This is a genomic window from Pseudoflavonifractor capillosus (assembly GCF_016899775.1).
GTDB lineage: Bacteria > Bacillota > Clostridia > Oscillospirales > Oscillospiraceae > Lawsonibacter.
Genome location: NZ_JACJJE010000010.1, coordinates 45,838 through 59,172 on the forward strand (window position 1 = coordinate 45,838; position 13,335 = coordinate 59,172).

A 13,335-nucleotide genomic window follows, 5' to 3' on the forward strand; every position below is an offset into this window, starting at 1 on the left:
ACGCTATAACTAAAACGCATACTATCTCTTGCAATCTGCCGGGCCGGCTGTTACAATAGCCCCAAGGTGGTGATGACCGTGTTTGAGATCTATCAGCTGGAGCAGCTTTTGGCCTTCGCCGAGTGCGGAACCCTGTCCGGCGCGGCGGAGCGCCTGCACCTGTCCCAGCCGGCCCTCAGCCGCTCCATGCAGCGGCTGGAGGCGGAGCTTCAGGTCCCGCTGTTCCACCGGCAGAAGAACAAAATCGAGTTCAATGAAAACGGCCGTATGGCGGCGGACTGCGCGCGGCAGGTCCTGGACAAGTGCCAGGACATGATCAGCCGCGTCCAGGCCTTCGACCGCAGCCAGCGCACGATTTTGGTCGGTTCCTGCGCGCCGATGCCTCTATGGGAGATTCCGCCGACCCTGTCCGATCTCTACCCCGACCGGACGATCTCCTGGGAGATGCGGGAGAACGACGTGCTCCTCCAGGGCCTGCGGGACGATGTCTACCAGCTGATCATCCTGCCCTATCCGGTGGAGGAGCCTGGGATCTCCTGTGTCAAATACGGGGAGGAGCACCTGTATTTTTCCCTGCCTCCAGCACATCCGCTCTCTGGCAGTAAGGGGCTCTATATGAGGGATCTCAACGGCGAGACCATGCTGCTGCGAAACCGTCTGGGCTTTTGGCGGGAGCTGACCCTCCGGAAGATGCCGGACACCCGGTTTCTGGAACAGGAGGACATGGCCTTTGATGAGCTTGTCAGATCCTCCGCCCTTCCGATTTTTACGACAGATGCGGCGCTGGACCGGGAGGGGGCCCCCTTGAACCGGGTCAATGTCCCGATCCTGGACAGGGAGGCAAATGTGACTTATTATTGTCTATCTCAGCCACGCGGACGGAATGATCTGCGCGCCTTTCTCAAAACACTTCCAAACCCCTAATTTTTATTGTCTGCTGCCCCTTAAATTTTGAGTTGGGCGCAAAGCCGAACCGGCTTTCCTCCCTCTCTTTATTCGCGTTCCATTCAAGGAGATGAGGCAGAAAATGCTTCCGCCCTTTGCCGATAAGCTGTAATCGGCAAAGGGCGGAAGCATTTTTGACTGCATTTTCAGCCACAGTGCGGCGTGGAATATGCGGAAACAGTGCATTCAGAAAGTGATAAAAATAAGTGGACCGGAGCGGAAAGTCCGTTCAATTTATAGATTTTGGCTCATATTTGGCGGTGTTGTACTTGGCATCCCCAAGGGCCAGCTCCGGCGTCCCGCTCACATGGACCGGCGGCGGGAACTGCGTTCCGTAGGAGGAGGGGACACCGTGATGCAGGTTATCCGCCAGTTCCAGGATCACGGACTTCAGTTCCAGATTCTCCAGGTATTTAGACGGGATACCCGCAAGGCCCAGCCGGGCTCCCAGCAGATTTCCCGTTACTGCCCCTGCGGAGTCGCTGTCACCGCTATGGTTCACCGCGGCGATCAGAGCCCGGTCAAAGTCGTTTTCATATTTCAAGGCGCAGCAGACGGCGATGGCCAAGGTCTCCTCCGCAAACCAATCCGAGCAGAGGGTGTGTACGGGGATGATCGTCTTGGGGTGAACGCGCTCCAGCAGCCGCTGGATCTCTTCCGGCGTGGCGTGTCCGCTGCTGTGAAGCGTCACTTCGTTTATCCTCAATTCCAGGCACCGAGACAAAAAGCCCGCCATCTCCGGTTTGTCCCGGTATCCGCGCCAGAGAGAATAAAACAACACACTGTCCGTAAGCGGCAGGCGCTGCGACAAGCGCTCCACCCACCTCTGCATGGAGGGCCGGATACAGATCACGCTGTTGGCAGGAACCTGCTCGCGGCGGATTCGGGCGGTTCCGTAGGCGCAAAACCGCTGATAGCGGGGGTCCTCCGCTGGCACGCGGGCCGGCAGAATCACCCGCACGTTGGAAAATCGGCCTGGCTGAGGAATACGGGGACCGGCAGCGCAGGATACTTCCGCCTGATACAGATCCTCCAAAAAGATCCGGCCGCTCCGCACTGCCGCCCGATAAAAGGACACCAGCCGGTCCAGGTTTGTCGCAGCCTGCATCACGAAAACGGGCCCCCGGCATCGCTTCATTCAATCTGCAGTCCGGCTCTCCAGTGTCTTCTCATCCCAAATGTTCTGCACTGGCCGGGAAAGATTGGTCCCCTCGCATACCAAAAAATCCACTTGTTCCGGCAGCTGCTTCAAAAGGGCGCCATAGGACTTTCGTCCGTGTCCCCGTAAATCGCCGGTATAGAGCAGAGACTGCCCGCCTCCCTCCACCAGCAGCATGTAGCTGTCAAACGCGGAGTGGTCACAGAGATAGGGGGCTACCCGCAGTGCCAAGAGGCCCCCAGGGACGGCCTCAACTTATTTTTTTGTTGACTCAGAACGTCTATCAAATCCTTTTCCAAGCTGTTCCAACTGAAGCTCTCATAATAAAAGTGCCTGTGGGGGTAGAAATATAAAGTTTCAAGAAAAGAGGCAGCGTGTGAGCAACACATCTTCATTCTTTAAGCTGCATACACCATCAGTTGTAAAAGTACCCATCTCTCCTTGTACTATTCCCATATCAAAAACTGCCCTCTCCCCAGCCGGCGGCTGGGCAGAGGGCAGTTACATATCAGGATCTATTTTCCCAGCAGGCGGTTATTCTCTCCCTTCCTGCAGGTCCACAACTCCCCCGGCCCGATCGCACTGCTGGTAAGCAGCCCACATGCCGGACAGCTGAGTAAATCGGCAGTTTAGTGTGCCTGAGCCGCTCCCGAATCTCCTGCTCGGCCAGCGGCGGCCGCATCCGTACACACTCGCTCCATGGACCCACTGCGGCATCACGTCAATTTCGGACCTTCCTATTGCAAGAATCACCCGATTATTCCGCGCTTCCATCCTACTCCTTCACCTTACTGCGGTTCAGTTTTTTCCATAGGGATGTGCGGCTGATCCCAAGCCTCTGCGCAGCCTTGGTCTGGTTCATATTTTCCTCCCGGAACACAATTTCGATGATCTCCTGTTCGATCTCATCCAGGGTGCGGGACAGATCCAGCGCGGGAGAATCCTGGGCACGGGCGGGCTTTTCGGGCTGGTTTCGGATGGTGGTCAGAAAGCGGGCCACCTGGCTGCCCCTGATAACCTGGGAGTCGGAGGCCAGAGCCAGCTCCTGAATGGTGCTGTAGAGCTGGTCAATTCCGTTGGTCCAGGGAAAATCCCTCAGCAGCCCCATGGCCTCCTGGTCGATGCTGGCAATCTGAACCGGGAGCTTCTGGTTGATCTGGTTGAGAAAGATCCGAATGATATTGGGAATATCCAGGCTTCGCTCTGTAATGCTGGGAAACGGCAGGCTGATCCCCGCCAAACAGTGGTACAGGCCGGAGGAGAAGGTGTTGCGGGCCAGCGCAGTTTTCAGATCACCAGTAAAAGACGTCAGCAGCTTGTGGCGCGCAGCCAGGTTTGAAATCCCTAAATAGTATTCCAGCTTATTCTGTAATTCCATGCTGAGGGCGTGGATGTTCTTGAAATAGACCGCAAAGTCCTGTTCCAGGAGCACAGACCGCTCGTCTTCAAACAGCCTGGTAAGCAGCTCATCGTTGAGGCGCAGGCAGTCAATCACAACCAGCGGATTGCGGGAGTATTGGCTGGTGGCATACACCGCCTTGAGGAAAGTGCTCTTCCCGCTGCTGCGCTTGCCGTAGACAAAAACAGGCAGCTTGGACTGGGAGCTGGCAGTGACCTTCTCCAGCATCGAGGACAAAGTTGGGCTGTTTACCATATAGACCAGACAGTCCTGAACGTCCGCCCGGGAGACAGTGTCATAGAGCTGCCGGTTTTTTGCGTTGTTGGGAAAGGAGGGTGCCACATAGAACAGAACATATTCCTCCCCCTGATACTCCACCCAGTTGGCGCGGACGCGGAAGGACTGCCGTCCCGCGCTGACCATATACTTGGACTCCGGATGGCGCAGAGACCGCTCCACCAAATCCTTCAGATCCAGCTCGCTGTACTCCGGCCCCGCGGAGTGGAGGTTGGAGCAGAGGATATTCCCCTGTTTATTGTAGATCGCGATAGGGACACTGGATTTGCGCAGAATATTTTCCAGGACATTTTGCCGGTTCTCCCCCCTCTCCTTCTCGCCGCAGAGGAGCAGAGCCCGCTGCAGGGCCTCTGCGATGCTCTCCGCGCCGGAGGTGACCAAAATGTTGTCAAATTCGTGGGCCCGGGCCAGACGGTTGCACACGCCGTCCCCCACAAACAGGGTGACGCCCTCCTGGTCGTGGAGGCGGACGATGCACTCCTCCATCTCCTCCTCGCTCTGAAAGGCCGTGTGCACGGAGAGCTCCACCGACTCGTTTCCGCCGATCAGTTCAAACAGTGTCATCACGCTGTTTCGAATATTGGCAAATACCAGAAATGCAATCTTGCTCCCCGGCCCGTTCATGGCCAGCTTCAGGCTGCGGAGGATGTCATAGGGGGAAAATCCGATGTTGACTACCGGGATGCTCCCGGCCAGCACGGTCTCAGCCACCACGGCCGACTGCCCCCGGCTGATGACCACGTCGTAGCCGGACAGGTTGGTGCGGCGGAGAAAGTCTTCCACAAAGGGCAGCGTCAGCATTTCGATATCCAGATCAAACAGGTCAAATTCTTTATAGTCATCCATCACATTGCGGACAATCCCGGAAAATCCTTCATAGGGCGAGATGACGAGCGCCTTGTATTTTTTCATCAAACGTCCTCCAATCGCCTAGAAAAAGGCAGAGCTGTTTAATTTAAGAATAGCACTTTGGGATGGAGTTGTAAATATAAACAGAGCATTTTTATAAAAATGGCTCTTTTTTTATATCCCATTGTATTAAATGACAAATTTTATCAGTTTAAAACTGTCATAAGCGACAAAATGTTCAATCTGTTTATTTTTTAAACAAATCCCTCTGCCCGCACCATTGCGGAACACAGAAGCAGACCGCTATAATGTGTGTGCAAGAAGGCCAAAGGCATCCGTCATTTGGCTTCCAAAATCAATCGTTTTTGACAGGAGGAAGAAAGTCATGAGTGAAATCCGTTTTGAGAGCGCCCCCGGCAAGGTTGGTCAGTTTATTCCCGCCCGCATTCTGCCCGGCACCGACCTTCTGGAAGGAATCGAGGCCATCTGCGCCAAGTACAACATCAAGTACGCCTACGTGACCTGCTTCGGCAGCTTCTCCTCTTCCGGCTATATGTATCTGGTCCCCAAGGCGGACGCCAAGGTGAAGGCCGGCTACGGCGACGTGCTCCAGAAGGGCGGCCCCATTGAGTTCCTGTCCGGCACCGGCGTGGTCTGCCAGAAGGACGGCAGCACCGACATCCACTTCCACGGCACTATGTGCGACGAGAACGGCAATGTGTTCGGCGGCCACATGGTGAAGGGCTACAATCCCGCGCTGACCACTATCGACGTGGTGATCATCGAGTGCACCGACGCCCAGATGCTCCGCGGCTACGACGAGGAGACCGACCTGACCCAGTTCCAGCCCAGAGGCTGAGAAGCTCCGTTTCATGGGAACAACACATAAGAGGAGTGAATAAAGAGTATGCGCGATATTTCTTCCATCGGCTTTATCGGTCTGGGACACATGGGCTATCACATGGTGAACAATCTGGCCAAGGCCGGCAAGCAGGTCTACGTCTATGACGTGATGCCCGAGGCCATGGCCCGGTTCCAGGGCGTCCCCAATGTGGAGGCGGTCTCCGCCGCCTCCGAGCTGGCTGACAAGGTCAAGACCGTGGTTCTGATGCTGCCCAACTCCCCCCACGTGGAGACGGCCCTGTTCGGCGAGGGCGGCGTGCTCTCCGAGAAAGTCCCTGAGGATTACTTCGTCATCGACATGAGTTCCATCTCCCCCGACGTCACCCGGGACATCGCCAAGAAGCTGGCGGAGAAAAACGTCAAGTTTGTGGAGGGGCCCGTCAGCGGCGGCGTCAGCGGCGCGGAGAACGGCGCGCTGACCATTATGTGCGGCGGCAAGAAGGAATACGTGGACGAGATCATGGAGGTCTTTGAGATCCTGGGCAAGAAAATCGTCTACTGCGGCGAGAGCGGCTCCGGCCAGGCGGTAAAGGTGGTCAATCAGCTCATGTCCGCCATCAACCTGATCAGCATGTCCGAGGCCTTTGTTCTGGGTACCAAGTTCGGCGTAGACCCCAATATCATGCGGGACGTGATCGTGGCGGGCTCCGGCCGCTGCTGGGCCCTGGAGGACCGGATGCCCGAGATCCTCAAGGGCAACTTCCAGCCCGGTTTCGCCATCGACCTGCACACCAAGGACGTCAAGCTGGCGGTGGATATGGCCAAGAACATGAATCTGCCTCTGTACGCCACCAACTTGGTATGTGAGCTGTTCAAGACCGCTCAGGTGAAGGGATATGGAAAGCTGGACAACTGCGCCATCATCAAGCTCTATGAGGAGCTGGGCGGCGTGGAAGTCCGGGGCTGAGTTCCACGCCCAAAACGGATCAGACCCGAGGCAAAATGCTTCGTGGAAGATTGGAGGGAAACTAGAGACGTGAGAAAACTGATTGCGGTACTTGCTGGCGCGGCGATTGTGGCCTCCATGGCCGGCTGTTCTTCTCAGGTCGGCGGTGAAAACGAGAGCGGGTATACCCAGGCGCACCTGCTCATGTCCACCACGGTAGGGGACAACTCCAACTCGGCCAGGATGTGTGTTCTGTTCGCGGAAATGGTCAGTGAGGCCACCGACGGCGCGGTGACCGTGGACGTCTTCACCTCGGACCAGCTCTCCGGCGGCGACATGGCAAAGGGGATCGATATGCTCTCCTCCGGCGGCACATCCTGCGCCTTTGAACCGGTGGACTCCCTGGCGGCTCTGGACGAGCGGCTGATGACCCTGAATATCGCCTGGACCTTCGACTCATATGAGCAGGCCGAGGAGATGCTCAACGGCAGTGCGGGCGAGTACATCGCCGACCTGCTGGAACCCAAGGGGCTGACCACCCTGGGCTTTATCCACAACGGCATGCGTCAGTTGACCAACGCAACCCGCACCGTGACCATCCCTGAGGATCTGGAGGGAATCAAGATCCGCGTCCCCGGCGGCGAGCCGTTCATGCAGGCCTTCACCCTCATGGGGGCCGACCCTCTGACCATGAGCTTCAGCGAGCTGTATACCGGCATGTCCCAGGGCACGGTGGACGGTCAGGAGAACGGCTACGACCTGATCTACAACAATTCCTTCTATGAGGTGCAGCCCTATATCACCGAGTGGAACTACAGCTACGGCGCATTCGCCCTGGTCTTCAACTCGGAGATCTGGAATTCCTTGAATGAGCAGACTCAGCAGGCCATCCAGGAGGTGGCCGACGAGGTGTGCGCCACCGGCAACGCCAACGTGGTCAACAGCGAGGCGGAGCAGCGCCAGGCCATCCTTGACTACGGCTGTGAGATTACCGTGCTGACAGAGGAACAGATCAAGGCATTCCAGGATGTTCTGGTGGAGCAGGGCTACTACGAATATTTTTATAACAAGTACGGCGCGGACGCCTTTGAGGCGTTTGGCATCGACATTGAATCCCTGCGAGCGTAAGACTAGTTCCGGCGAATGGTCCGGAACCAACCAGAGAAGCGGGGCCCGGACGCTGCGTCGCGCTTCCGGGCCCTTTTTGTAAAGCAAAGAGAGGTGACTTTTGTGAAGACCCTTGACCGCGGACTTGCAAAGGTGGAAAAGGTCGTCTGTATCATCAGTTTGATTTTAATGATCGCCATTACATTTGTCAACGTGGCGTCCCGCTTTATCTTCCACTTCTCCTTCTCATTTGCGGAGGAGATCACCACCGGTCTGTTCGTGCTGACCTCCCTGATGGGCAGCGCCATCGGCGTGCGGAAGCACGTGCATCTGGGCCTGAACGTGATCACTGACTCCCTCCCCGCGGGAACGCAGCGTGTGCTTTTGCTGGTTTCCAACCTCATCGGCGCCGTATTCTGCGCCTATATGACCTATCTGGGCATCGAAATGACCCTGCTGGAGTATCGAAACGGCCAGATCACCGCCTCTCTCCAGTGGCCGGAGTGGGTGTTTGGCATTGTGCTGCCCATCGGGTTCGCTTTTATTGCCATCCGCTTTTTGATGGAAGCGGTCTGGACGCTCAAGCATGAGGAGGGCGGCGAATATGAGTGAGTCGGTCATCCTGTTTGGTGTATTTGTTGTTTTACTGTTATGCAACGTCCCCATCGCGGTGTCCCTGGGCGTCCCGGCGGTACTGTCCTGCCTGGTGGCGGGCTATTCCCCCAGCATGCTGCCCATCAACGCCTATGCGGCCACCCATAAGTTCTCCCTGCTTGCCATTCCCTTCTTCATTGTCTCCGGCAATATCATGGAAAAGGCGGGCATCTCAGAGAAACTCATCAACCTGGCCTCCGCATGTGTGGGGCATTTCCGAAGCGGTCTGGCCCTGGTGACGGTTATCTGCTCCTGCTTCTTTGCTGCCATCTCCGGCTCCGGCCCGGCCACTGTGGCCGCTCTGGGCACGATCCTGATCCCGGCCATGGCGGCGGCGGGGTATCCCATCTCTTTCGGCGCCGCTCTGATGGCCGCCGCCGGCGCCATCGGGGTCATCATCCCCCCGTCGGTAACCTTTATCGTCTACGGCAGCATCTCCGGCGCCTCGGTGGGGCGCATGTTTATGGCCGGCGTTATCCCCGGCATCATGATGGGCATTGCGCTGGCCATCTGCTCCATGATCCTCACCAAGAAAATGGATATCAAGCTCCGCCCCCGGGCCTCCAGCCATGAGCGCTGGGTCGCATTCAAGGACGCCATCTGGGCCCTGCTGATGCCCGTTATCATTCTGGGCGGCATCTACGGCGGCATCTTCACCCCCACCGAGGCGGCGGCCGTCTCCGCCGTATACGGCCTGATCGTGGGTGTTTTCATCTATCGGAAAATGCGCTTCGGCGAGTTTATCCGCTGCATCGTGGACTCCATGGCCCAGAATGGCCAGGTCCTGTTTGTGATGATCTGCGCGGCGCTGTTCGCCTGGATGGTGGCCGCCACCGGTATGACCACCACCATCGGCAACGCCCTGATCTCCCTGTCCAGCGGCAACCTGATTATCTTCCTGCTCATCACCAACCTGATCCTGCTGTTTGCCGGCTGCATCATGGACGCCAACTCCGCGCTGTACATTCTGGTGCCCATCCTGCTGCCTGTGGCGCAGGAGCTGGGATATGACTCCGTGGCCTTTGGCATCCTCATGTGCGTGAACCTGGCCATCGGCCTGATCACTCCCCCGGTGGGCGTCAACCTGTACACCGCCTGCAGCATCGCCAAGATCTCTTTGCGGGACATCATCAAGTGGGTGCTGCCTCTCATCGGCTTCCTGCTGATCGTCCTGCTGCTGGTCACCTATATCCCGCAGATCTCCCTGTTCCTTCCCAGCCTGATGTCTTAACCGTACCATGCGGCCGGCGCCTGCGGTCTGAAGGGCCCCCATTCCCCAGACCGCGGCGCGGACCAACCTTTCAGCAATCCCACACAGGAGGTGCGCCATGCGCGGAACCGATTACCTTGGCGCCCCCAGGAGGCTGCCCGCCGGCCCGGCGGTGCTGCTCCGTCTGGCGGGCATCGGATTTATGATCTGGCTCAATGTCTATATGTGGCAGTGCTGCCAGCGGGGAGAATATTTTCGGGACGACCCGGTCCTGACCGTATTCATCCTGATGTTTTTTGCCGCCGGAACTGTCTTCGGCACATTCTGCACCTGGCAGCGGTGGAGAGGACGGAACATTCGGTCCTCCGCCGCCGAACAGGGCCGGCCGGACCCGGGCATGGACGCCTGATCTCCCAATTTTTAACTGACACAACGCGATCTTTGAAATGCAGAAAGGCAGGAATTTTCCTATGACTGGAACTATGAGAGCAATCGTAAAAGAGAAGCCCGAAGTGGGCGCGGTTTACCGCACCGATGTGCCCATTCCCCAGATCTCCGACGAGGAGGTCCTGGTAAAAGTGAAGGCCACCGCCATCTGCGGCACCGACCAGCACATTTACAAGTGGGCCCCCTACGCCCAGGAGCGGCTGAAGCTGCCCATGGTGTTCGGCCATGAGTTCGCCGGCGACATCGTGGAAGTGGGCAAGAACGTGCTGGGCTATCAGGTGGGCGACCGGGTGGCCGGCGAGACCCACATCCCCTGCAACCAGTGCTACCAGTGCCGCACCGGCAATCAGCATGTGTGTGAGCACATGAAGATCATCGGCGTGCATGTGCCCGGCTCCTTCGGGGAGTACATCAACGTGCACAAGGACTGCCTGTGGAAGCTGGACGACAGCATCAGCTATGTGAAGGGGTCCCTGCTGGAGCCCTTCGGCGTGGGCGTCCACGGCGTCTCCGCCACCCCCATGGGCGGCAAGGACGTTCTGATTACCGGCTGCGGCCCCATCGGCCTGATGGCCATTGCCGCCGCCAAGTACAGCGGCGCCGGCCGGATCTTCGCCACCGACATCGACGAGCCCAAGCTGGAAGTGGCCAAGCAGATGGGCGCGGATGTGACCATCAACACCCGCAGCCAGGCCGCCTCCGAGGTGGTTCTCAACGCCACCGGAGGCCGGGGCGTGGACGCGGTCATCGACTACACCGGCAACAACGGCGCCATCTCCGACGCCTTCAAGGCCCTGAAGCTCCACGGACAGTTCACCATGGTGGGCCTCCCTGGAGGGAGTCTGACTCTGGACGCCACCAACGGCATTATCTATAAGGAGGCCACCGTGGTGGGCGTCACCGGCCGGCTCATGTATCAGACCTGGTTTGAGTGCGAGAAGCTGCTCAAGACCCCCGGCTTCGACCTGAAGCCCGCTCTGGGCGGCATCTACCCCCTGGAAAAATATGAGGACGCCTTCCAGGCGCTGTTCTCCGGCGCGCCCGGCAAGATGGTGCTGACCCTGGAGGACGGACTGGAGTTCTGAGATTCAGGAGAAAACCATGACGACATTGCTGATCCTGGCGGATGATCTGACCGGCGCGCTGGACACCGGCGTACAGATCGCTCAGCTGCAGGTAAACACACAGGTGCGCCTGTATGTGGGCCCGGACACGCTGCGGTCGGCGGAAGAGGCGGAGGTGCTGGTGATCGATACCGAGAGCCGGCACCTCCCCCCGGAACGGGCGGCCGAGCTGGTCTCCGGCCTGGTGCGAGAGGCCGCGGCGCAGGGCGTGCCCTATCTCTATAAAAAGACGGACTCCGTCCTGCGCGGCAATGTGGGCGCGGAGCTGATGGCTGCGGCCCAGGCCGCCGGAGTCCGCCCGCTGCCCTTCGTCCCGGCCTGGCCGGAAAACGGCCGGACCACCAGGGGGGGCATACACTATGTGGACGGCGTACCGGTGGCCCAGAGCAGCTTTGCCGCCGATGTGCTCGACCCCATCCGCAGCAGCCGGATCGACGAGATCCTGACCTCCACCGCACCCTGCCGCTCTCGGGTTGTGGAGGCGGATAGTTCTGTCTGGCCGGACGATGGGGACGTGCTCATTTTCGACGCGCAGACGGGCGAACAGGTGGACCGGATTGCCGAAGCGCTCTGCCGCCGCGGCATGGCCCGCCTGACGGCGGGCTGTGCCCGGCTCCTCCAGAGCCTGGCGCCCCACATCGCCCTGGAGCTGCCCGTTCGGGCGGCGGCCCCTGTCTGTGCAGACGGCCCAGGCCGCATTCTGCTGGCCTGTGGAAGCCTGAGCCCCGTTTCGCTGTCCCAGACCGCCTACGCCCGCAGGCAGTTGGGATATGTGCCGGTGGCGCCCGACGGTGACCCAAGCAGCGGGGAGGCCTCCCAGATCCCATCCAGCGCACACATCCTGCTGCGGTCCACCCGGGCCGAGACAGGCGAGGAGGTCCAGCGCTATCTGGAGACCATCCCTCCCAGCCGCCGGGTCCAGCAGGCCCAGTATACCGCGGAGTGCATGGCCCGCCGGGTCCAGGAGATTGCGGACCGGGCCGCGGTGGACACCTTGATTATTTTCGGTGGCGACACCTTGGCTGCCGTCATTCGCCGCATGGGCATCCAGAGTCTCCAGCCGGTGGCCCAGCCGGCCAAAGGGGTCGTGCTCTGCCAGGTGGAGTATCGGGGCCGCAGCCTGCGTTTGATTACCAAATCTGGGGGCTTCGGCGAGGAAAATTTGGTCGAGATAATCCAGACCGCCCTGACGCCCGCCCCAGACCTATCAAAATCCTCAACCTGCAAAAAGGAATGATGAACATGAACAGACCTATTCTGGGAATCACCATGGGCGATCCCTTTGGCAACGGTCCGGAGATCACTGTCCGGGCGCTCCACGACAAAACCGTCTACGACCGCTGCCGCCCCCTGGTGGTGGGCGACGTGAGCAGCATGGAGTACGCCCTCCGGGTGGCCAAGAAGGTATCCGGCATCGATCTGGCCCTCAACCCGGTCCGGAGCGTCCAGGATGCCAAGTTCGCCTATGGCACCATCGACGTGCTGGACATGGGCCTGGTCCCCAAGGAGCAGATCCCGGACACGGCGGACCAGGAAGAGCCCAAGCCCTTTGGAATCGGCGCCTGCGCCCTGGGCGGCGAGGCCTCCTTCCAGTATGTGAAGAAAGTGATCGAGCTGGCCATGGCTGGCGAGATCGATGCCACCGTCACCAATGCCCTGAGCAAAGAGGCCATTAACATGGCCGGGCACCACTACTCCGGCCACACGGAGATCTACGCGGACTACACCCACACCGACAAGTACACCATGATGCTGGCCCATGAGGAGCTGCGGGTGGTCCACGTCTCCACCCACGTCTCCCTGCGCGAGGCCTGCGACCGGGTCAAGAAGGCCCGGGTGCTGGAGTGCATCCGCATCGCCAACGAGGGCTGCAAAGCCCTGGGCATTGAGAATCCCAAAATCGGTGTTGCCGGCCTGAACCCCCACTGCGGGGAGAACGGCATGTTCGGCACCGAGGAGATTCAGGAGATCCAGCCCGCCATCGACGAGGCCCTGGCCGAGGGCATCAACATCCCCGAAAAGAAGCCCACTCCCCCGGATACGGTGTTCTCCAAGGCGCTGGGCGGCTGGTATGATATTGTGGTAGTCATGTACCACGACCAGGGGCATATTCCTCTGAAGGTGAAGGGCTTTGTCTACAACAAGCAGGAGAAGCACTGGGAAGCGGTAGCCGGCGTCAATGTGACATTGGGACTGCCGATCATCCGCGCATCCGTGGATCATGGAACTGGTTTCGGACATGCGGGCAGCGGACACGCAAATGAGTTGAGTCTAATCAACGCGATGGATTATGCCATTCAATTTGCAAATACAAAATTAAAAAACGGGCAGTAGTCTGCCGCGGATCTTAGACAG

Annotated in this window: 13 protein-coding genes; 10 read left to right on the top strand and 3 right to left on the bottom strand. The window is 59.0% G+C overall.

Annotated features, from left to right (window positions below):
- The first annotated feature begins 78 nt into the window (after window positions 1-78).
- On the top strand, window positions 79-924 hold the full coding sequence (locus H6B31_RS04815) for a LysR family transcriptional regulator (protein ID WP_204897462.1): 846 nt from the start codon (window positions 79-81) through the stop codon (window positions 922-924).
- Window positions 925-1,174: 250 nt separating this feature from the next.
- Here the strand turns inward: H6B31_RS04815 and H6B31_RS17115 are convergent, their stop codons facing one another.
- The 3 genes from H6B31_RS17115 to H6B31_RS04830 all read right to left on the bottom strand — a co-directional run bounded on the left by H6B31_RS17115 (window position 1,175) and on the right by H6B31_RS04830 (window position 4,712).
- Window positions 1,175-2,083, bottom strand: coding sequence for an ADP-ribosylglycohydrolase family protein (locus H6B31_RS17115; protein ID WP_243418844.1), 909 nt, complete (start codon window positions 2,081-2,083; stop codon window positions 1,175-1,177).
- Entirely contained in the window at window positions 2,084-2,335 is a 252-nt protein-coding gene (locus H6B31_RS04825; RefSeq protein ID WP_204897463.1) for an MBL fold metallo-hydrolase, read from the bottom strand.
- Between the two features lie 544 nt (window positions 2,336-2,879).
- On the bottom strand, window positions 2,880-4,712 hold the full coding sequence (locus tag H6B31_RS04830) for a PrpR N-terminal domain-containing protein (protein WP_204897464.1): 1,833 nt from the start codon (window positions 4,710-4,712) through the stop codon (window positions 2,880-2,882).
- A gap of 322 nt (window positions 4,713-5,034) precedes the next feature.
- Between H6B31_RS04830 and H6B31_RS04835 the strand changes: the two genes are divergently transcribed.
- The 9 genes from H6B31_RS04835 to pdxA all read left to right on the top strand — a co-directional run bounded on the left by H6B31_RS04835 (window position 5,035) and on the right by pdxA (window position 13,314).
- Window positions 5,035-5,508: a PPC domain-containing DNA-binding protein gene (locus H6B31_RS04835; RefSeq protein ID WP_204897465.1), complete on the top strand. Its 474-nt coding sequence runs from the start codon at window positions 5,035-5,037 to the stop codon at window positions 5,506-5,508.
- A 48-nt stretch (window positions 5,509-5,556) separates the two neighbouring features.
- The gene (locus H6B31_RS04840; RefSeq protein ID WP_204897466.1) at window positions 5,557-6,459 is read left to right on the top strand and encodes an NAD(P)-dependent oxidoreductase; all 903 of its coding nucleotides are present in this window, start codon (window positions 5,557-5,559) and stop codon (window positions 6,457-6,459) included.
- A 69-nt stretch (window positions 6,460-6,528) separates the two neighbouring features.
- Window positions 6,529-7,566, top strand: a complete 1,038-nt coding sequence (locus tag H6B31_RS04845; protein WP_204897467.1) for a DctP family TRAP transporter solute-binding subunit — start codon at window positions 6,529-6,531, stop codon at window positions 7,564-7,566.
- Between the two features lie 102 nt (window positions 7,567-7,668).
- Complete coding sequence (locus tag H6B31_RS04850; protein WP_204897468.1) at window positions 7,669-8,157, top strand: TRAP transporter small permease subunit; 489 nt, start codon at window positions 7,669-7,671, stop codon at window positions 8,155-8,157.
- On the top strand, window positions 8,150-9,430 hold the full coding sequence (locus tag H6B31_RS04855) for a TRAP transporter large permease (protein ID WP_204897469.1): 1,281 nt from the start codon (window positions 8,150-8,152) through the stop codon (window positions 9,428-9,430). The genes H6B31_RS04850 and H6B31_RS04855 overlap by 8 nt, the downstream gene beginning before the upstream one ends.
- Window positions 9,431-9,527: 97 nt before the next feature.
- Window positions 9,528-9,818, top strand: a complete 291-nt coding sequence (locus H6B31_RS04860; RefSeq protein ID WP_204897470.1) for a hypothetical protein — start codon at window positions 9,528-9,530, stop codon at window positions 9,816-9,818.
- 73 nt (window positions 9,819-9,891) lie between these two features.
- Window positions 9,892-10,941, top strand: a complete 1,050-nt coding sequence (locus H6B31_RS04865) for an alcohol dehydrogenase catalytic domain-containing protein (protein WP_243418845.1) — start codon at window positions 9,892-9,894, stop codon at window positions 10,939-10,941.
- Between the two features lie 16 nt (window positions 10,942-10,957).
- Window positions 10,958-12,217, top strand: a complete 1,260-nt coding sequence (locus H6B31_RS04870; protein ID WP_204897472.1) for a four-carbon acid sugar kinase family protein — start codon at window positions 10,958-10,960, stop codon at window positions 12,215-12,217.
- Between the two features lie 5 nt (window positions 12,218-12,222).
- A complete protein-coding gene (gene pdxA, locus H6B31_RS04875) occupies window positions 12,223-13,314 on the top strand; it encodes a 4-hydroxythreonine-4-phosphate dehydrogenase PdxA (RefSeq protein WP_204897492.1) in 1,092 nt (363 codons plus the stop codon).
- The last annotated feature ends 21 nt before the right edge of the window (window positions 13,315-13,335 follow it).